This is a genomic window from Serratia sp. LACPHL-BACT-2024-00286, from assembly GCF_043109535.1.
Taxonomy (GTDB): domain Bacteria; phylum Pseudomonadota; class Gammaproteobacteria; order Enterobacterales; family Enterobacteriaceae; genus Serratia; species Serratia sarumanii.
In genome coordinates this window covers 1,250,107-1,269,062 of sequence record NZ_JBICNA010000001.1, presented here as the reverse complement: position 1 = coordinate 1,269,062, position 18,956 = coordinate 1,250,107, and the positions used below count along the sequence as shown (strand labels likewise).

General features: G+C 62.9%; 16 protein-coding genes. 9 read left to right on the top strand and 7 right to left on the bottom strand.

The genetic code is table 11. From position 1 onward, the window contains the following. Nucleotides 1-17 precede the first annotated feature (17 nt). Nucleotides 18-536: a hypothetical protein gene (locus ACF8MC_RS06010; RefSeq protein ID WP_033638133.1), complete on the top strand. Its 519-nt coding sequence runs from the start codon at nt 18-20 to the stop codon at nt 534-536. A gap of 147 nt (nt 537-683) precedes the next feature. Further along, the gene (locus ACF8MC_RS06005) at nt 684-1,109 is read left to right on the top strand and encodes a universal stress protein (RefSeq protein WP_033638134.1); all 426 of its coding nucleotides are present in this window, start codon (nt 684-686) and stop codon (nt 1,107-1,109) included. Nucleotides 1,110-1,152: 43 nt separating this feature from the next. Here the strand turns inward: ACF8MC_RS06005 and ygjK are convergent, their stop codons facing one another. Next, complete coding sequence (ygjK, locus tag ACF8MC_RS06000) at nt 1,153-3,528, bottom strand: alpha-glucosidase (protein WP_164105079.1); 2,376 nt, start codon at nt 3,526-3,528, stop codon at nt 1,153-1,155. Between the two features lie 17 nt (nt 3,529-3,545). Then, nucleotides 3,546-4,616 (bottom strand): protein YgjJ, encoded by a 1,071-nt coding sequence (gene ygjJ, locus ACF8MC_RS05995; RefSeq protein WP_164105080.1) that lies wholly within the window; start codon nt 4,614-4,616, stop codon nt 3,546-3,548. 337 nt (nt 4,617-4,953) lie between these two features. On the opposite strand from ygjJ, the gene ebgR reads away from it, so the two are divergent. The 7 genes from ebgR to ACF8MC_RS05960 all read left to right on the top strand — a co-directional run bounded on the left by ebgR (nt 4,954) and on the right by ACF8MC_RS05960 (nt 12,580). After that, a complete protein-coding gene (gene ebgR / locus ACF8MC_RS05990) occupies nt 4,954-5,934 on the top strand; it encodes a transcriptional regulator EbgR (protein WP_033638137.1) in 981 nt (326 codons plus the stop codon). Between the two features lie 166 nt (nt 5,935-6,100). Continuing rightward, nucleotides 6,101-9,190 carry a beta-galactosidase subunit alpha gene (ebgA, locus tag ACF8MC_RS05985; RefSeq protein ID WP_164105081.1) on the top strand — a complete coding sequence of 1,030 codons (3,090 nt, stop codon included), beginning with the start codon at nt 6,101-6,103 and terminating at the stop codon, nt 9,188-9,190. Next, on the top strand, nt 9,187-9,639 hold the full coding sequence (locus ACF8MC_RS05980; protein ID WP_043147250.1) for a beta-galactosidase subunit beta: 453 nt from the start codon (nt 9,187-9,189) through the stop codon (nt 9,637-9,639). Before ebgA ends, ACF8MC_RS05980 begins: the two co-directional genes overlap by 4 nt. A gap of 58 nt (nt 9,640-9,697) precedes the next feature. Further along, complete coding sequence (locus ACF8MC_RS05975) at nt 9,698-11,200, top strand: amino acid permease (protein ID WP_041034703.1); 1,503 nt, start codon at nt 9,698-9,700, stop codon at nt 11,198-11,200. A gap of 102 nt (nt 11,201-11,302) precedes the next feature. Continuing rightward, nucleotides 11,303-11,617, top strand: coding sequence for a helix-turn-helix transcriptional regulator (locus ACF8MC_RS05970; protein ID WP_049235107.1), 315 nt, complete (start codon nt 11,303-11,305; stop codon nt 11,615-11,617). Beyond that, a complete protein-coding gene (locus ACF8MC_RS05965; protein WP_033646406.1) occupies nt 11,614-11,943 on the top strand; it encodes an SRPBCC domain-containing protein in 330 nt (109 codons plus the stop codon). Before ACF8MC_RS05970 ends, ACF8MC_RS05965 begins: the two co-directional genes overlap by 4 nt. Nucleotides 11,944-11,986: 43 nt before the next feature. Next, nucleotides 11,987-12,580, top strand: a complete 594-nt coding sequence (locus ACF8MC_RS05960; RefSeq protein WP_033638144.1) for an ATP-dependent Clp protease proteolytic subunit — start codon at nt 11,987-11,989, stop codon at nt 12,578-12,580. Between the two features lie 5 nt (nt 12,581-12,585). On the opposite strand, the gene ACF8MC_RS05955 is transcribed toward ACF8MC_RS05960, so the two are convergent. From ACF8MC_RS05955 to ACF8MC_RS05935, 5 genes are read right to left on the bottom strand one after another with little or no spacing between them, the layout of a single operon-like run. Continuing rightward, nucleotides 12,586-13,452 (bottom strand): hypothetical protein, encoded by an 867-nt coding sequence (locus tag ACF8MC_RS05955; RefSeq protein WP_103773953.1) that lies wholly within the window; start codon nt 13,450-13,452, stop codon nt 12,586-12,588. A 44-nt stretch (nt 13,453-13,496) separates the two neighbouring features. Next, complete coding sequence (locus ACF8MC_RS05950) at nt 13,497-14,246, bottom strand: molecular chaperone (RefSeq protein ID WP_164105082.1); 750 nt, start codon at nt 14,244-14,246, stop codon at nt 13,497-13,499. Beyond that, nucleotides 14,246-15,586 carry a fimbrial protein gene (locus ACF8MC_RS05945; RefSeq protein ID WP_033638147.1) on the bottom strand — a complete coding sequence of 447 codons (1,341 nt, stop codon included), beginning with the start codon at nt 15,584-15,586 and terminating at the stop codon, nt 14,246-14,248. The genes ACF8MC_RS05950 and ACF8MC_RS05945 overlap by 1 nt, the downstream gene beginning before the upstream one ends. A 29-nt stretch (nt 15,587-15,615) precedes the next feature. Further along, on the bottom strand, nt 15,616-18,150 hold the full coding sequence (locus ACF8MC_RS05940) for a fimbria/pilus outer membrane usher protein (RefSeq protein WP_164105083.1): 2,535 nt from the start codon (nt 18,148-18,150) through the stop codon (nt 15,616-15,618). Between the two features lie 20 nt (nt 18,151-18,170). Next, complete coding sequence (locus ACF8MC_RS05935; RefSeq protein ID WP_239506347.1) at nt 18,171-18,923, bottom strand: molecular chaperone; 753 nt, start codon at nt 18,921-18,923, stop codon at nt 18,171-18,173. Nucleotides 18,924-18,956: the final 33 nt, after the last annotated feature.

The following is an 18,956-nucleotide window of genomic DNA, read 5'->3' as shown; positions in this document are numbered from 1 at the left end:
AAACGAAGGAAAAAACAATGCGATTGAACACTTGGAGCAAGGCGCTGCTGCCGCTGGTGGTGTTGGCCTGCGTCTCGGCGACTCAGGTTCGGGCGGCGGAGAGCGATACCGGGCCGATCCCCAAACAGCTGCTGGGCAACTGGCGCGTCAGTAAAATTGTGCCGACGCAGACCACCGGCTGCTGGGATCAACAGCAGGCGCAGAGCCTGATCGGCGGTAAAATCAGCTATAAGGCGGATGCATTCAGCTGGAACGGCACGGCGCTGAAAAGCGAAGGCGCCACCGTCAGCACCGTAGAAGCGCAGGAGTTCGTCGAGGACAATTCCGGCAGCAGTTCTTACATCGATTTCCCGATGCTGGGCATCAGCACGCCGTCGGTCGAGCGCGTGGCCATTCAGCACGCGGATACCGTCATCAAAGGCATCACCGATCAGGGCACCGATGGGGTGCCCGGCGATAACGTGCTGGTGAAAGACGCCAACACGCTGATCCTGTCTCTGTGCAACGTCTGGTTTGAGGCGCAGCGCGAGAAGTAATTTTTGCCTTCCGCCCCGGCAACGGGGCCTTCCCGCCGTTGTCTCTCCCGCCGCGCGCGCCGTTTCTGAACTAAAATTAACCATAACGATATGACTCTGACGTGATATCGGAGCCTCGGCTCTACCGAGTCCATGACAGGAGGCGCTATGTGTTACCACCATATTGTCATCGCCACCGATCTGAGCGATGACGGCAAACGATTGGTCGAAAAGGGGGCGCTGTTAGCGGAGGCGCTGAAGGCCAAACTCTCGCTGATCTATGTGGACGTCCACTATGACACTTACCATGCGGCGATCGGCTTTTCGGAGCACAGCTATGAGGGCGCGTCGTTCGAAGAGAAGATCCGCAAAGAGCTGGAACCCACCACGCAAAACGTCAATTATCCGATCGCGGAAGTGATTATCGGGCGCGGCGGCTTTGTTGACGAACTGCGCACGGCAGTGGTGGACAAGAATATCGATCTGCTGGTGTTCGGCCACCACCACGATTTGTGGAGCAACCTGTTTTCTTCCACCCGCAACGCCATCAACCAGCTGAATATCGACGTGCTGGTGATCCCGATCCGCTCATAAACGCGGGCCACCGCCGGGCAACGATGGCGGTGGCCGCTGCGGCTTATTGCGTGAAGAAGTCGTTATACAGCATGTACAGGTGCGCCGCGCTCCAGGAGAAGTTCGGCGCGCCCTGTTGCTTGCCGGTGAGTGGGTTGTAGTTCTCGCGGATCGGCCCGTCGGCGACCAGGCCGTCGGCGTGGCGGAAGAAAGCTTGCGCCATCGCCACCGCATCGTCGCGATAGCCGTAGCGTTCCATGCCCTTGAGGCCGAAATACAACTGATCGACCCACACGCGGCCGCGCCAGTAGATGTCCGCGCCGAACGCCGGATTGGTCAGCGCCGCGGTGCCGAGCGGCACGTAGGTATTGAACTCGCGCGGATCCTTCATCACCCTGACCACCGCATCGGCGTGCGGCTGGCTGGCGGCGCCGTTGAACAGCGGCGACCAGCCTTCCGGCCCTTTGCCGCGTTCGACGATCGGTTTGCCGGCGCAGCCGTTGGCCAATGGCCGCTTTTCGATGCGGATGTCATAGAAGAAACCGCTGTGCTTGTCGAACATGCAGGTGTTGATGTAGGCCGCCAGCCGGTCGGCTTTGGCGCGGAAGGCGGCGGCCTCGGCGCCGTGGCCGAGAATATCGGCCATCTCCGCCAGATAGCGGTTGTCGCTGTACATGTAGCTGGCCTGATCCACCGATTCCTGCAGCAGCGAGTAGCCGAGCAGCGTGCCGTCCGGCGCGCGGTTTTCGGCGAATTTTACCTGCCAGTCTTCGCGTTTGCCGGCCTGCGCCAGGTAGCGCGCCAATTGATCCGGATCGATAAAGCCGAATACCGCCGCGTCGTCGCGGCCCGACTCCCAGGAGGCGGCGGTCTGCGCCGGGATCTCGATGCTGTCGTACTGCCCCTCGCGCACGATGCGATCGTAATTGTCGAGGCCGGCCAGCGTTTGCTCGCGCTGCCCACGTTTGACGGTGAACAACATGCGTCCGTCGGGGGTATTGTGCGCTTTGTCGCGGGTGGCGCCGTACTCCGGCACGCCGTTGCCGTTGTGGTCACGGTTGCGCAGCCACCAGTCATGGTAGGCCACCAGCTTCGGGTACATCTCCGCCAGCCAGCCCTTATCGCCGGTGACGCGATACACCTCCATCACCGCCCAGGCCGCCAGGCTCGGCTTGGTGTTGCGCTCGTTCCAGTTGCCGCCGTCGCCGCCGCGCTCCGGGCTGGGGTTGTAGGCGATAAGATCGGGCAGGAAACCGGCGTCCCACGGGCGCAGGGCATCGCCCGGCCGGATCTGGAAGGCGAACACCGCGCGGATGTTGTCCTTGGCCACGTCCGGGTTGAAGTGCGCCATGGCGTAGGCCTGTTTCCAGGTGTCCCACGGCCAGGTCTGGTTGCCGGAGAACCAGCGTCCGGTCACCGAGGGGGTGACCGAGTCGAACTTCATCGCCCCGGCGGCACCGCGCCAGTTGCCGTTGAGCGTTTCCATCGCTTTGACCGCCACGCGGGTTTGTTCCGCCGTGGCGTGCGGGTTGCTGAGCCCTGTGGCGAGATAGCGTTCCCAACGCTGGGCCGACGCGGCCATATAGCGCTGCGGGTGAGCGAGGATGTCGGCGATGGCGCGTTGTTCGCGCCGCGCTTCTTCGGCGGTAAGCAGGTGCGAGTAGGTGGTGTACAGGGTGGTGGAGCCGGCGATGCGCGCCGTGGCGCGGAAGCGATGGCCGTCGACCGTGGTGCGCTGCGGCAGCGATTTGTGGATCTGGTACTCGGACTGGCCGGAGGTCATCAGCTGCGACGGCGCGCGCACTTTGCCGAAGTTGACGCGCAGGCCGTCAGCCGTTGGCACAATGCGGCGCGTGTAGTCAGGAAATGCCTGCGCGAGGGTCGCCGGCGGCTGCGGCTTCTGCTCTTTGGCCGCGTAGCGCTCCAGCAATTCACCGTCCCACACCAGCTCCAGCGGCGTGTCGGTCAGGATTTGGGTTTCCAGCAGCGAGGTGCGCGCGCCAGCGAAGCGCAGCGTCAGGTTGACGGTTACGCCCGGCGCGCTGAGCCGCTGCACCAGCGCGCCGGGCAGGCTGTAGGCCGTCATGGTGAAATGCACCGGCTTACCGTCTCGATAGACGCTGAGCCGATCGAAATTGTTGGCCATAAAGTTGATGTACTCTTCGGTCAGCAGCGCCGGGCCGGGGAAGCCGCCCATGCCCTCCGGCCCGCTCGGCAACAGGTGGCCGTGCCAGGCGCCGAGATCGAAGAACGGATTGAAGCGCTGGTGATCGTCGAAATCATAATCGAGCATAAAGTGCGGCGCGCCGCGGCGGTCGATGACGTTTTTATAGCGCTCGGCCAACGGGGCGTCGGCGTCGGGCGTTTTCGGCGCGCAGCCCGTCAGCGTCAGCGCGAGGGTGAGGGCAGTGGCCAGCGGGGTCAGGGGAGTCATGTTCATCGTAGGAGCCTCAACGGTTACCAATAGAAATATTGCATCAGGAACACCGAGTTGCTGGCGCCGGTGCTGTCGTTGCGCATGAAGAATTTGCTGTCCAGCGCGGTGGCCAGCTTGCCGCCGGCGTATTCATACCAGACGCCGAACTGGGCGTATGAGGTGGCGGTATCCGCCGTATTATCAAACCGGTGGCGGGCGTAGCTGTAGGCGGTGGAGAGATACAGCCCTTTGGCGGTTTCCGTCATCGCGCTGAGCATCAGGCCCGATTCGCTGCCGGGATGGCCGCCGCTGTCGCCTTTGCCGGTGTGGTGCCAGACGCGGCCGGCCAGGTGTTGGCCGCGCAGCCCCAGCAAAAACAGCTGCCCCAGGCCGTCGGTCACTTCCAGACCGTTCAGCAGCGTCAGATTGTCCTGCAGGTCGTACTGGGTGTAGCCGTTGATCATCGCCCGATAGGTGTACTTGTCGGAATAGCGATCGTATTTGCCGAAGTGCAGCAGCGCCTTGCTCTCGTCGATGCGGCTTTCCGGCGCCGCCGTCACGCTGTAGCGAAAGCGCCCGGTCAGGTTTTGCAGCTTGGCGGCGTAGCTGAGATCGCGGGTGTTGGGGATCACGTAGCCGTATTCCGGCGTGAAGTCGCCCCACCATTGCAGGTCGTCGAGCGACGAGTCGTTGCGCACGCTGAGCATCATCTCGGTGCCGTCGTCGGTGCGGTAACCGCCGTAAAAGCGGTTCAACCCGCCCTCGAAGCCGCCCCAGCCATGGCCCGGCGTCCAGGCGTGGCCCTGGCTGTCCGCCTGCACGGTCCAGCCTTCGCCGTAAATCAGGCCGAACCAGTGGCCCCGTTTGATCTCCAGGCCGCCTTCGATATAGGTGCCGTCGCTGTATTTATGTTGATGTTCGCCGTTCAAATAGACGCTGCCGCCGATGCCGAGCTCGCCGTAAAAACGCAGGGCGGTCGCGGCGCTATCGGGTAGCGGCGGCGGTGGGAGCTGATTGCGCTCCGCCGGGGTCACCGGTTCCTGCGCCGCCCAGGCGGGCGCGTTAACGAGCAGCAACAAGGGCAACAGGGCGTGATGGCTTAGTGGTTTCATGGGGCATAGGCCTGATGTTGGATGGATCGGAACGTCAGCCGAGCGGCGGCTCACGCGAGGTCGCTCCCGGCTCCCTGGGAGAAGAGAAAAAGTCCGCCTTCACGGGGCGGTAAACGGCAGGTATATTAGTAAAATTTTTAGTAAAAAATATGCTTTAATCAGTAAATCGTTAACTTGATCACAGCGGGTGAAATGGGTATCTTTCGCTGCAGGCGCCCGGCAACGGCTGGCATGAGCGTGTTCTGGCCCGGTCTGGGAAGGAGAGGAGGCGGGCGGCGCTGTACGCCGCGGCGCTATCCGATTAAGCTACCGTTTTTCGTCTGTGCATTGGGACTCTATGGCCACACTGAAGGAAATTGCTGAAGCCGCTAATGTGTCCGTCGCCACCGTTTCGCGCGTGTTGAATGACGACCCCACCCTGAGCGTGAAGGCGCAAACCCGCCAGAAGATCCTGGAAGCGGCGGAACGCCTCGAATACAAGATCGCGCCTTCCAAACGGCAAAGCGGGCAACGCCTGCATTTCGCCGCGCTGTTCACCTATACGCAGGGCGTGGAGATCAACGATCCCTATTACCTGGCGATGCGCTACGGCATCGAGACGCAGTGCGAAAAGCTGGGCGTGGCGCTGAGCGCCGGTTACGACTTCAACGGCGACAAGGCGCTGCCGGCGGCCGACGGCCTGCTGGTGATCGGCCGGCCACAGCCCGCGCTGTATGAGCAGCTCAGGCAGCAGGAAACGCCGGTGGTGTTCATCGACGGCGTGGTGGAGGATGAGCGGTTTGACTGCGTCAATGTCGACCTGTACAAGATCAGCCGCAAGGTGATCGACTACTTCATCGGCCGCGGCTATCAGCGCATCGGCTTTATCGGCGGGCGTGACCATCCGGCCGGCATCGACCAGCGCGAGCAGGCATTCGTCGAGTATGGCCGGCAGCAAAATGTGGTGCGAGCGCAGGACATTTACCACGGCGATTTCAGCAGCCAGTCGGGCTACCAGTGCGCGAAAGCGATGTTGCAGAGCCAGAATGGCTATCCGCCGGCGCTGCTGGTGGCGACCGATTCGATCGCGATCGGCGTGCTGCGCGCGCTGCACGAACACGGCATTCAGGTGCCGGGGCAGATCGCGCTGATCAGCGTCAACGATATTCCCACCGCCCGCTTTATTTTCCCCGCCTTGTCCACGGTGCGCATCCCTTCGGAAACCATGGGCGCACAGGCCGTCAACCTGCTGGCGGAGCGGTTGCGCGATGAGCGCGCCGTCCCGCTGTCGATCTTCGTTCCCAGCTCGCTGCAGCTGCGCGACACCACCGTCGCCTGACCGGCCCCCGCCTCGGCGGGGGCGTTGGCGCTCAAAATTAACGTCATGATAAAAAAAGGCCTTTGAGATTTATTGTGATCCTGTCGTCATTTGGTAAATATCAACTGTAGTTTTTACTAAATATTTACTATCGTTTCCGCATTGCACAGGTGTCGGGAGACGTGACGTGAATAATTGGGAAAACATTGAAAAACAGTCGGAGCACCGGTTGGCGCCGCGCGCGAGCTTCTTCAGCTACGCGGACGCCGGGCAGGCGCTGAGCTTCGATCGCAACGCCAGCCGGCGTTTCCGACTGCTGAGCGGCCGCTGGCGCTTTCGCTTCTTCGAGCACCCGGCGCAGGTGCCGGCGGCGTTTTACCGGGAGCCGATGAACGACTGGGGCGATATGGCGGTGCCGGGCATGTGGCAGCTGGAAGGGCACGGCCACCTGCAGTACACCGATGAGGGCTTCCCGTTCCCGATCGACGTGCCTTACGTGCCGACCAATAACCCCACCGGCGCCTATCAACGCCACTTTACGCTCGACGCCGGCTGGCAGGATCAGCAAGTGCTGATCAAATTCGACGGCGTGGAAACCTACTTCGAGGTGTACGTCAACGGCGACTATGTCGGCTTCAGCAAGGGCAGCCGACTGTGCGCCGAGTTCGACATCAGCCCCTATGTGCGGCAGGGCGAGAATCTGCTGTCGGTGCGGGTGATGCAGTGGGCCGACTCCACCTACATCGAAGATCAGGACATGTGGTGGATGGCCGGCATTTTCCGCGACGTCTATCTGATCGGCCAGAGCGCTACCCACCTTCACGATCTGACGCTGGTCACCACCTTCGATGAGCGCTATTGCGACGCGCAGTTGGCGATCGATGCCGAGCTGCGCCATCTCGGTGTGCAGGCCGCCGAGGGCTGTCGCCTGCAGGCGCAGCTGTTCGACGGCGAACGCTGCGTGGCGGAGCAGTGGCGCGACGATCTGCGCATCGAGCGGGCGCTGAACTGCCGTTTCGAACTGCCGGTCAGCTGCCCGCAGCAGTGGAATGCGGAAAATCCCTATCTGTATCAGCTGTTGCTCAGCCTGTATGACGGCGCCGGCAACCTGCTGGGCGTGGTGCCGCAGCGGGTGGGGTTCCGCGAGATTGCGGTGCGCGACGGGCTGATGTACGTCAACGGCCGCTACCTCAAGCTGCACGGCGTCAACCGGCACGATCACGATCACCGCAAAGGGCGCGCCGTCGATATGGCGCGGGTGGAGCGCGATATCGTGCTGATGAAGCAGCACAACATTAACTCGGTGCGCACCGCCCATTACCCCAACGATCCGCGCTTTTACGAGCTGTGCGATCTCTATGGCCTGTTCGTGATGGCGGAGACCGATTTGGAGAGCCACGGCTTCGCCAACGTCGGCGATCTGAGCCGCATTACCGACGATCCGCGCTGGGAGCAGGCCTACGTCGAACGCATCGAGCGCCACGTGGCGGCGCAGAAAAACCACCCGTCGATCATCATCTGGTCGCTGGGCAACGAGTCCGGCTACGGCTGCAACATTCGCGCCATGGCCCGGCGCTGCAAGGCGCTCGATCCGACCCGTCTGATCCACTATGAAGAAGATCGCGACGCCGAAGTGACCGACGTGATCAGCACCATGTATTCCCGCGTGGCGATGATGAACGCCTTCGGCGAATACCCGCACCCCAAACCGCGCATCCTGTGCGAATACGCCCACGCGATGGGCAACGGCCCCGGCGGGCTGTTCGAATACCAGTCGGTGTTCAACCGCCACGCCAGTTTGCAGGGACACTACATCTGGGAGTGGTGCGATCACGGGCTGCTGAGCCACGACGAACAGGGGCGCGAGCGCTACCAGTACGGCGGCGATTACGGCGACTACCCGAACAACTACAACTTCTGCATGGACGGCCTGATCTACCCGGACCAGCGCCCCGGCCCCGGCCTGCGTGAATACCAGCAGGTGCTGTGCCCGGTGGAGGTGACGGCGGAGGAAGGCGCAGGCGACGTGCTGCGGGTGAAAAACCGCTATTGGTTCAGCTCGCTGGCGGACATCACGCTGAAGGTCAGCGTCAAGACCGACGGCCGCCAGGTGGCGAGTTACGAATTCAAGCTGCCGCACCTGCAGCCGGGCGAGAGCGAAGACATGCACCTGCCGGTGTTGGCGCTGGGGCAGGGGGAAACGCTGATCGACGTGGCGGTGCATAAGGATAGCGCCACCCGCTACAGCGAGAGCGGCCAGCGGCTGGGACATTATCAGCATCTGCGCCGGGCGGCGACGCGGCGACCGGCTCCACCACCGGCCGATGCGCCGGCGCTGCAATGCCGCGAGGAAAATCATCGGCTGATCGTCAGCGGCGGCCGGTTCCAGCTGGCGTTCTCGCTGCTGAGCGGCGAACTGCTGTCGTGGCGGGTAGACGATGAAGAAGTGGTGGGGCGCGCGCCGCGCATCACCTTCTTCAAACCGGTGATCGATAACCATAAACAGGAATATGAGGGGATTTGGCTGCCGCATCACTTCCCCATCATGCAGCAGCACTTCCGCCGCCTCACTCGGCAATGGCAGGGCGAGGATCTGCTGATCGAGGTACATAGCCTGATCGCGCCGCCGGTGTTCGACTTTGGCATGCGCTGCACCTACCGCTGGCGCATCTCCCCGCAGGGCTACGTCAGCCTGGATCTGGCCGGTGAGCCTTACGGCGATTTCCGCCAGATTATCCCGAAAATCGGCCTCGATTTCGGCATCAGCCGCCGTTTCGAACAGGTGGAATACTACGGCCGCGGGCCGGGCGAGAACTACCGCGACAGCTGCCGGGCCAACCTGATCGGCCACTACCGGCAGCGCGCCGACGCGCTGTTCGAACACTATCCGTTCCCGCAGGACAACGGCAATCGGCAGGACGTGCGCTGGCTGAGTTTGCAGGACGCGGCGGGCAAGGGGATCTTCATCCAGCCGCGGCGGCCGATCAATTTCAGCCTGTGGCCCTACAGCGCCGAGATGCTGCACCAGGCCCAGCACATCAACGAGCTGGCACCGAGCGACTGCCTGACGCTGAACCTGGACGACCAGATCCTCGGCCTCGGCTCCAACTCCTGGGGCTCCGAAGTGCTGGATACCCACCGGGTCTATCTGGCGCCGTTCAGCTACGGTTTCACGCTGGTGCCGTTCGACGGGCGGCAAACGCAGGGCGCCGCGCTCGCCGGTTATGACTTCGCGCCCGCTCACCACCACCCGCAGTCTGCGGAGGAAAACGCATGATCATTCTCGAATCCCTGGCGGAGTTCCAGCGCATCTATCACAGCGGCAAGAAGTGGCTGCGCTGCATGGATGCGATCGCCAATATCGATCGCATCAGCCCGAACGTGTGCCATTCGATCGGCGACTCGCTGACGTATCGGCTGAGCGTCGGCGCCGGCCGCCAGCACGGTTGGCTGGAGGGCAACCGCCGCTACTTCGACGTGCACTATTACCTCGAGGGGGAAGAGACCGTCGAGGTTGCCGACAAACGGGCGCTGACGACGGTGGCGCCCTATCAGGACGAAACCGACCGCGAGTTTTTCAGCGGCGAAGGCGAGAGGCGCCGGGTCGGCAAAGGCAACGTGGCGATCTTCGAAAACCACCAGGCTCACCGCTTCACAGAAAGCGGCAAGGTAAAAAAAGTCATTTTAAAAGTGACGGTGGAAGACAGCTATTTTGTTAACAAATAGCGCACTCGCCGATCGATAACAACAAACCGAAGTCCCCTACACCATTCGGAGAATCTCTATGGCTGCGTCGAACAGAAACACCATCGGCAAGTTTGGCCTGCTGTCGATGACGTTTGCGGCAGTGTTCAGTTTCAACAACGTGATTAACAACAATATTCAGCTCGGGGTCGCCTCGTCGCCGGTGTTCCTGGTGGCGACCATCATTTACTTCATTCCCTTTTGCCTGATCATCGCCGAGTTCGTCTCGCTCAACCGCAACTCCGAGGCCGGCGTTTATGCCTGGGTGAAAAGCGCGCTCGGCGGGCGCTGGGCGTTTATCACCGCCTACACCTATTGGTTCGTGAACCTGTTCTTCTTCACCGCGCTGCTGCCGCGCGTCATCGCCTACGCTTCTTACGCGTTCCTGGGCTATGACTACGTGTTTACCCCGCTGACCACGGCGATCATCAGCATCTTCCTGTTCGCCTTCTCGACCTACATCTCCAACAGCGGCGCAAAACTGCTGGGGCCGATGACCTCGGTGACCTCGTCGCTGATGCTGCTGCTGACGTTTTCCTACATCGTTCTGGCGGGCGCGGCGGTGCTGGGCGGCATCGAACCGGCCGACCCGATCAACGTGCAGGCGATGACGCCGAACTTCAACTGGGCGTTCCTCGGCATTACCGCCTGGATCTTCCAGGCGGCGGGCGGGGCGGAGTCTGTGGCGGTGTACGTGAACGATGTGAAAGGCGGCAGCCGCGCCTTCGTGAAGGTGATCATCGTTTCCGGGCTGTTCATCGGCGTGCTGTATTCGGTGTCTTCGCTGCTGATCAACGTGTTCGTCCACCGCGCTGACCTGCATTTCACCGGCGGCACGGTTCAGGTGTTCGAAGGCCTGTCGGCGCACTTCGGCCTGCCGACGGTGCTGATGAACCGCTTTGTCGGCATCGTCTCCTTCACCGCCATGTTCGGCTCGCTGCTGATGTGGACGGCGGCGCCGGTGAAGATTTTCTTCACCGAGATCCCGAAGGGCATTTTCGGCGAGAAAACCATTCGTTTGAATCGGCACGGCGTGCCGACGCGCGCCGCCTGGATCCAGTTCTTCATCGTCATCCCGCTGATGCTGATCCCAACGCTGGGTTCCAGCAGCGTGCAGGATTTGATGAACACGCTGATCAACATGACCGCCGCCGCCTCGATGCTGCCGCCGCTGTTCATCATGCTGGCCTATCTGAATCTGCGCCTGAAGTACGACCGGGTGGCGCGCGATTTCAAAATGGGCTCGCGCCTGCAGGGCATCGCCATCGTCAGCGTGCTGATCGCCATCTTCACCGTCGGCTTCTTCGCCTCGACGTTCCCGACCGGCGCCAGCATCATGACCATCGTGTTCTATAACGTCGGCGGGCTGGTGGTGTTCCTCGGCTACGCCTGGTGGAAGTACAACCGCTACGCGAAAAGCCTGAGCGCCGAGGCGCGCTACCATGAAGACATGCCTTTGGCGCGCCTCGCGCTCGAAGCGCAGGAAGGGGCGCAGGCCGGGCAATCCGCGCTGACCACGCCCGTTTGCAATAAACCGCTGTAATTTCTCCTCTATCGGCTCCGTGCCCCGGCGCGGAGTCTCGCTTTGCGCAAAAATCCTGCCCTGGCGCTTGCATAATACATAAGTGAATACTAATGTGTTTGTATGAACGAAAATGACATCTTCAAGGCGCTGGCCGATCCGACTCGCCGCACCATCTTCGACAAGCTCGCCGTCGGCAGCATGAACGCCAGCGCGCTGCGCGAAGGGCTGCCCATCAGCCAGTCCGCGATGTCGCAACACCTGGCGGTGCTGCGCAATGCCGGGCTGGTGCGCGAGACGAAGCAGGGGCGCTACGTCAATTACCAGGTCGACCCGGAAGGGCTGGCGCAGATCGCCGATTGGCTGGCGAAGTACCGCGCCTGGTGGCCGGCGCGCATCGACGCGTTGCAAACCTTGCTGAAGGATATGGATCAATGAACAAACAGGCTGAGCAGCCGCCGCGCGATCGGCTGATATTGGAATATTCGCTCGATGCGCCGCCGGAAAAAGTGTGGCGAGCGCTCAGTATTCCCGAGCTGCGCGAGCAGTGGCTGCCTCCGGGGGATTTGGCGCAGGCCGAACCGCTGGCCGCCACGCCGGGCGAAGCGGTGAGCTACCGTCTGCGTGACGACCGGCCGCCGTTCCTTGAAAGCGTGGTGACGCTGCAGATAGTGCCAGACGCCGCTGGCGGCAGCCTGCTGCGGATTATCCACCAGCTCGACGCCGCCAATGACGGTTCGGTGACGATGATGCTCGCCGCCTGACGCGTTAAATTCATTTCCCTTTTGCCAACCCAGGAGTTCACCGATGCGTGAGAAGATGATGCTCGTCCCGATGGTGGTGGAACAGACCAGCCGGGGAGAACGTTCCTTTGATATTTATTCGCGCCTGCTGCGCGACCGGATCGTTTTCCTCAATGGCGAAGTCAACGACGACGTGGCCGAAATGCTGTGCGCCCAACTGCTGTTTCTGGAAGCGGAAAACCCGGAGAAACCGATCCACCTGTACATCAACTCGCCGGGCGGGGTGATCACCAGCGGGCTGGCGATTTACGACACCATGCAGTATATCCGCGCGCCGGTGCATACGCTGTGCATGGGCACCGCGCGCTCGATGGGCTCGTTCCTGCTGATGGCCGGCGAGCCGGGGCACCGCATGGCGCTGCCCAACGCCAGCCTGCACGTGCACCAGCCGCTGGGCGGCTTTCAGGGACAGGCCTCCGACATCTTGATTCATGCCGAAGAGATGAAACGCACCAAAGACACGGTGATCCGGCTGTACGCCAAACATTGCGGCCTCAGCTACGAAGAGGTGGAGCGGGTGTTGGATCGCGATCGCTTTATGACCGCCGACGAAGCGGCGGCCTGGGGGTTGATCGATCGGGTGTTGCGGGAGCGGTAAACGGCTCAGCGGGGCTCGGCGGCCTGCGGCGTGTGCCAAACCCGTTCAAGCCCGAATTCGACCATCGCGAAATAGAGGCTGAAATAGCGCTCCGCCATGATAAAGAACGAACTGTTGAGTTCGATCACCACGTTATTGGTGGTGGTCAGCAGGCCGGATTTTTCCGCCGCCTGCAGAATGCGATTCACGTGCGCGCGTGAGACGGAGCACGACTTGGCGATTTTCGCCGAGGAGAGCAGCAGAAAGGGGGAATCCTGCCGGATGCTTTCGATATGCAGCATCAGCAGCACCATGTGGCCGGCGTCCTTGCTGATAAACAGCCCGGATTGCGGCACCAGATCGATCAGGTAAATCTCCTTGAGCATCAGCTGCCCGTAGGCGGCGAAAAAGGTGGGCAGAAAGTCGGGCGCCGCCAGCAGCGCCGCGATAGGCATCTGTGGCGCCAGCGCCTGGTAGGGCAGCGCCATCGAGGCGATCAGCGCCTGGGTTTCCGCCAGCGCGTGCGGCGTAGGCTTATAGCGCAGCTGGCGCTTGTCATGTTCACAGGGTTTGACCTCCAGCCGGCGGCCGACCCGCAAAAAGAACAGAAAGGAGTCCAGGGAGTTCTCGCTGATGATGTTCTTCCCTTTAAAAAAGGCTTTGATGTCTTTCAGCCCGGCGGCGGGCTGGTGGTAGTAAATGGACAGGATGGTGGAACAAATGATGAACCGGCTGTTCCTGAAGATGATTTTGTAAAACAGCGGATGCTTCTTGTAGGTCTCCTTCAATAATTCCCCGTGTTTGACGATGGCGGTATGAAATGCCGGTGACTGCCTGATGTTGTTGGCCTGTTTCTCCAGGTGAAACTGTAGCTGGAATCTGCTTAGACTCATTTTTCCCTATTTCCTGTACTTAAAAAATGTACTGCTTTTTATCGTTATGGGGTTGCTGTGTAGGACTTGACGATCTGCTGGCCCTGGTCGTTGATGAAGGTGGCCTGAACGGTGATCTGAGAAGGGAGCGTCGGTGCCGCAACGCCGTCGAGGTGATAATCCCGCATGCTGAACGGCGCGGTCATCATGTCGCTTTCTTGCCGCACCGGGTAATCGCGCCTGCCGGTTTGCACGGCGATGCGGGCGAAGGAGAGATAAAACGCCGACCGGTTGTGACAGCGCAGCAGATAGCCGCCCGGCGATTTTTGCAGCGAGAACGAGACGGTCTCGGCCGCGTTTTCGGCGTTTCCCTTTAGCGCTTTGGGGCGGTAGAAGATTTTCATCTGCGTGTTCATCGCCAGCGTCACGCGCGACGTCAGCGGCGGCCTGGTCGGCTGGCTGGGCGGGATCTCATACAGATTAAGCCAGAACACCGACTCCCGGTCGGTGGGCAGGTTCGCGCCGGCAAACAGGATCCGCAGCCCTTTCAGCGCCGAAGGCGGCAGGGCGAATACGCTGGGCAGGGTGACAAACGGCGCGCGCGACAGTTCGGGGGCGGCGTTGACGTCGCCGTTATCGACCCAGGTTTGCGCCACGATCGGATAGCCGTTGGTGTTGAGCAACATCAGGGTTTTTTCCGTGTCGCCCTCGCGGAAAATCACCCGAGTGGCGGAGGCGATGATGCCCGCCTGCGCGCCCATGGCCGCCAGCGCCAGCAGCAGGGCGCATCCCATCGTCAGATATTTCTTTCTCATCATTGCACCTTAACCCAGACGTAGGCCCTGGCGTCCACTTTGCCGGCGGTGACCGTTTGCCCGGGCAGCCGGGCGAGCGTGGCGGTGAGCTGGGTGGTGTAGTGGGTGAACCCCGCCGCGGTGCTGCCGCCGCCGCTGGCGCCGTTGAGCACCGGATACCAGCCGGCGTCGTTGCCCTGCGGGCATTGCCCGGCGCTGCAGCGCGCCCAGCCGACGAAGTTCATCGGCGCGCCGTTGCCGGCGTTGGCGAGCGCGATGCCCACGCCGGTGGCGACGCTGCTGTCGGTGCCGTAGCCGCTGGAGAGCAGGTAGCTCACGCCGCCGTTGGCGCTGACTAGCCCCAGCTGCTGCGCCGCGACATAGCTTTCATACGGCACCTGCAGGCCGAGGGCGGTATTGTTGCTGCTGACGCCGGACACGGCGGCATTGTCGCATTCGATATTGATGGTGAACTGCGCCTGTGAGGTTTGCCCGGCGGTCAACTGGCTGACGGATATGGTCGGCAGGATCACCAGCGGCGTGACGTTGCGCGCCACGCAGGTGGCGGTATAGGTCAATGAGGAGATTGGTGCGGTGCCCATGCCCATTGCGTTCCAGCGCCCGGTGCCCCAGGTGGCGTAGTTGGTGGCGGAGTCGCTGCCGATAGGATCCGAGGCGATGCCGGGCCCCTGAAAGGTGACATAGCCGTTCGGCTGCGTGCAGGTATAGTTCGAATTGCCGGTGGTCGAGGCCATGCCCACCAGCGGGTTGCCGGCGCTGTAGCCGCAGTAGTTGCTGGCGCCCGCGCCCGGCAGCGAGCTGATGCGGATCAGATCGGCGCGGATGGCGCTGAAGTCTTTCACCCGGATCTGAATTTTGCTGCCGACGGTGGCGTAGCGGGTAATCGGCGCCGACTGCCAGTAGCGGGTAAAAACCTTGCCGGAATCCAGATGGGTCAGGCGGATGCCGACGTAGGGGAAGTAGGTGGCGTAGTAGTTGGGGTTACCGTCTTGGGCGCCCAGATCGTAATAGCCGCCGACGCGATCGTCGCCGTTGGTGGCGAAGACTTCATAGATTTGCCCCGCATCGCCGGCGTCGCACTCATACAACACTTTGTTGGGATCGGGATAGCGCGTGCCGGAGGTGAGATCGAACACGCTGGTGCCCAGCGGCGTGCCGACGGGCTGCAGGTAAGTGCTGGTCAGGTTAACCCGGCCCAGCGCCGTGCCCACCCCGCAGGGATCGCAACCGGAATCGATCCAGGGGGCGACCCGGGTGCATTGCGCCAGCGCGGCGGGCGCGCCGCACAGCGACAGGGCGAGCAGAGCAAGGGCGGCGATCGGGTAAGAAATGCGTTTCATCGTCTCTCCTGAGAATCAGTGTGAACGGGCTAGCGGCACGGGGCGCTGAGCCGTTGAATCGGGCCGTCTTCCCCGGCGGGCAGGCGGTAATGCAGCGTGCACTGTTGGCCGGGCGCGTCGCCCCAGTTCAGCGTCAGCGCTCCGGCATTCCGGTCGCTGCGCAGATACACCTGATTGGCTTGGCCGACCATGCCCACGCTGTTGCCCGCCGCGTCGAGGACGTTGGCGCCCATCGGGATCGGCGCGTTATCGGGCCGCTGCGCGGTGATCAATAGCGCCTGGCCGCGCACGGTGTTGAAGCGCAGGCGCACCGTGGCGCCGGCGTACGGGGCGACGCGCCGCTGGCCGTCTTCCAGCTCCGCTTTGTCGTTCATGCCCTCGGGGTTCAGCGCGACGGTGTTGTAGTGATAGGGCACCAGCGACGGCGCCAGCGCGTAGCCAAAGCGATCGACGCGCGCCCCCTGGCCGTCCATTACCCGTGCGCCGCTGGCGCCGGGCGCCTCGATCAGGGCGAAGGTGTCGCCGACATACGGCCCTAATGTCACGCCGCCGCGGTGCGCCACCACTGCCCCCTGCAGCGACAGGGAACCTTGTCGATACTGGCGCGCGGTGGAGAACGAGCCGGTGACGTTGGCGTAAGGCAGACGGGTTTGCAGGTTGCCGCCCCAGATGCTTTGTTGGCGATCGTCGTCGGTGGTGAAGTTCAGGCCGTAGCTGACCGGCTGTTCGTCGCCGACGCTGCCCGACAGCGCGGCCTGATAGTTGCCGCCCTGGCCCTGGCTGTGGTTGGCCAACAGCGAGACGCTGGGGGCGGATGACGAACGCCCGAGCGGGAAGCTCAGCGACAGGGCGGTGACGGTCTGCGCGCTCTGCGCCAGCGGCGCGCTGTAGACGTTATCCAGCGGCCCGTAGCCGCGGTAGTCGCCGTTGCTGTAGCCCAGGCTGCGGGTGCGGGTGACGGAGAGGTTAAGCGCCACGCCGTTGCCGAAGGTTTTCCCCCAACCCAGCTGGAGCTGATTGTCGCGGCCGCGCTGATCGCGGTAGTCCTGAGTCGAGCCGGACATCGTCAGGCTGCCGAACGCGCCCATTCCCTGATTGACGGCGACCTCGAAACGCGACCGCTGGCGGTAGGAGTCGGACTGCCAGTTTTGGCCGGTGGTGGCGGCGCGGCGCACGCCGAGCACGTCGCTGAGATCGCGAAAGCCTTCGGTGGAGTAGCGGTAGCCGGCGATGGACAAGGTGGTGTCCGTCGGGCTGAAGGTTCGGCTGTAGGAGAGGTGCAGCATCCAGCCGGCGGCGCCGCCGTCCGGCAGGCTGGCGTGGGAATAGGTGGTATCCATGCCGAAGGCGCCCAGCCAGCTGCTGTACACGCCGCCCAGCATCATCGCCTGATAGCCGTCCGCCAGCTGGTTGCCGAGGTTGAAGGTCAGGGCGTTGGTCAGGCCGTGCTGCCAGGTCACTTCGCTGAACAGATCGTTGTCGCCGACGTAGCGGGAACGGCCGACGATCGCGGAGTAGCGCGACTGGCCGGGGCGGATGGATTCCGGCACCGCGGCGAACGGCACGGTGAAGGTGCTGACGCTGCCGTCGGCTTCCGTCACCACCACGGTGAGATCGCCGGCGTAGTTGGTGGCGTACAGATCGTTGATGGCGAACGGCCCCGGCGCGACGGTGGTTTCATACAGCGTGCTTTTGCCCTGCAGCACCGTCACGCGCGCGTTGCTTTTCGCCACGCCGCGCACCACCGGCGCATAGCCGCGCTGCGAATCCGGCAGCATGCGGTCGTCCGAACTGAGCTGAATGCCGCGAAAGCCCAGGCCGGAGAAGAAGTGCCCGTCGGTAAAGCCTTCGCCCAACAGCATTTCGCTGCGCCAGGGCAAGATCGCGCGCTGCACGTAGCGGCGGCTGGTGTCCAGATGGCCGCCGAACTCCCGATCGTAGCGGTAGCTGGACTGCTGGCGGTAGCGCCATAGCCCGAGGTTGAAGCCGCCGTTCAGGTTGGCGTAGGTCGAGTCGAGATCGCGGGTTTGCCCCTGTCGGTAACTGACGTGGTACTGGTTGAGGTTGTAATTGACGAAGGCCATCGATTCGCCGCTGTCCAGGCTGGCGGGATTGACGCTGCCGCGCGGCCGGCCGTTCAACAGCGCCTGCGGAATGCTCAGATCCAGCCGCAGCCGCGAGATATCGGCGTTCACCGTGATGTCCTTCAGATCCCGGCCGGGCAGCAGGCATTCCGCTTCGGCGGCCGTCGGCGGATTTTTCAACCCGAAGCGCGCCAGCTGCGGCCGATCGAAACAGGGTAGCACCCGCTTGCCTGCGCGTACGAAGCGAATTTGATCGCGTTCGAGAAACTGGCCATTGAGGTACAGATCGATCTGATAGCTGCCGGGAGCGACGGCGTCCTGTTGGTTGAACTGGCTCAGGGCGCTGTTGCTCAGCACGCTGCCGCGCAGCAGCGCGGGATCGAAGGTATAGCCGTCGGCGGCGGCGCAGCCCAGCGGCAGCGCCAGCAGCGCGCAACACCAGCGTGCGGGCAGCGGCGCCGCCTTGCGAGCATCGAACATGAATACCTCCCTGTCTGGTTTCAGCGCGCGACGTCCAGGGTGCGTGAGATTTCCACCCCATAGTCATTGATGACGCGCAGTGCGACCTGCCGCACCTCCCCATTCACCGGCCAACTGGCCTGTGAAAACGGCGGGATCAGATCCGCCTGCGGGATGGCGATGCGCTTCGCGCCGCTCAGGATCGCGGCCTGGCTGACGTTGGCGTAGTAGCCGGTCGGGTTGTCGACGCGCAGCGCGTTGCCGGCCTGGCGCAGGCTGAGCCGATCGATGACGTGGTTGGCGTCGCCGGCCAGCCCGGCGGGGCGATAGAACACCTTCAGCCGATTGGTGACCACCAGCAGCAGTTTGTTCTTGTCGCTGTCCGTCTGGCGCACGGCGGGCACCTGCAGGAAGTTGAGATAGAACAGCGATTCGCGATCGCGCGGCAGCGGCTGGCCGACGAACGACAGCCGCACCATCTGCCCGCTGTGCGGATTCATGCGGAAGATCTGCGGCGAGGCGACGAAAGGTGCATCGGCGTTTTCCGGCGTGGATTTGGGGTTATTGATGTCGAGCCAGATCTGCATCAGCGCCGGGGTACCGTCGTCATTGGTGAACTGCAGCGTTTTTTCCCGCGCCTCGGCGGGGTAGATCACGCGGTTGCCGAGCAGCGTCACGCTGGCCGAGGCGTGGGTAGCGGCAAAACTCACCAGGCAAAGCGACAGGGCGGCCCATCGGCGGGCGGAGCGGGTTATCTGCGGCATAAACATGAACCGATAAAGGGAGCGAGTCATTCAGCGCCGCCCGGCGAGAGGCGGCGCTGGCAT

Coding starts and splice junctions, on each gene's coding strand:
- ACF8MC_RS06010 (WP_033638133.1), top strand. CDS start 18: ATGCGATTGAACACTTGGAGCAAGGCGCTGCTGCCGCTGGTGGTGTTG.
- ACF8MC_RS06005 (WP_033638134.1), top strand. CDS start 684: ATGTGTTACCACCATATTGTCATCGCCACCGATCTGAGCGATGACGGC.
- ygjK (WP_164105079.1), bottom strand. CDS start 3,528: ATGAACATGACTCCCCTGACCCCGCTGGCCACTGCCCTCACCCTCGCG.
- ygjJ (WP_164105080.1), bottom strand. CDS start 4,616: ATGAAACCACTAAGCCATCACGCCCTGTTGCCCTTGTTGCTGCTCGTT.
- ebgR (WP_033638137.1), top strand. CDS start 4,954: ATGGCCACACTGAAGGAAATTGCTGAAGCCGCTAATGTGTCCGTCGCC.
- ACF8MC_RS05980 (WP_043147250.1), top strand. CDS start 9,187: ATGATCATTCTCGAATCCCTGGCGGAGTTCCAGCGCATCTATCACAGC.
- ACF8MC_RS05975 (WP_041034703.1), top strand. CDS start 9,698: ATGGCTGCGTCGAACAGAAACACCATCGGCAAGTTTGGCCTGCTGTCG.
- ACF8MC_RS05970 (WP_049235107.1), top strand. CDS start 11,303: ATGAACGAAAATGACATCTTCAAGGCGCTGGCCGATCCGACTCGCCGC.
- ACF8MC_RS05965 (WP_033646406.1), top strand. CDS start 11,614: ATGAACAAACAGGCTGAGCAGCCGCCGCGCGATCGGCTGATATTGGAA.
- ACF8MC_RS05960 (WP_033638144.1), top strand. CDS start 11,987: ATGCGTGAGAAGATGATGCTCGTCCCGATGGTGGTGGAACAGACCAGC.
- ACF8MC_RS05955 (WP_103773953.1), bottom strand. CDS start 13,452: ATGAGTCTAAGCAGATTCCAGCTACAGTTTCACCTGGAGAAACAGGCC.
- ACF8MC_RS05950 (WP_164105082.1), bottom strand. CDS start 14,246: ATGAGAAAGAAATATCTGACGATGGGATGCGCCCTGCTGCTGGCGCTG.
- ACF8MC_RS05945 (WP_033638147.1), bottom strand. CDS start 15,586: ATGAAACGCATTTCTTACCCGATCGCCGCCCTTGCTCTGCTCGCCCTG.
- ACF8MC_RS05940 (WP_164105083.1), bottom strand. CDS start 18,150: ATGTTCGATGCTCGCAAGGCGGCGCCGCTGCCCGCACGCTGGTGTTGC.
- ACF8MC_RS05935 (WP_239506347.1), bottom strand. CDS start 18,923: ATGACTCGCTCCCTTTATCGGTTCATGTTTATGCCGCAGATAACCCGC.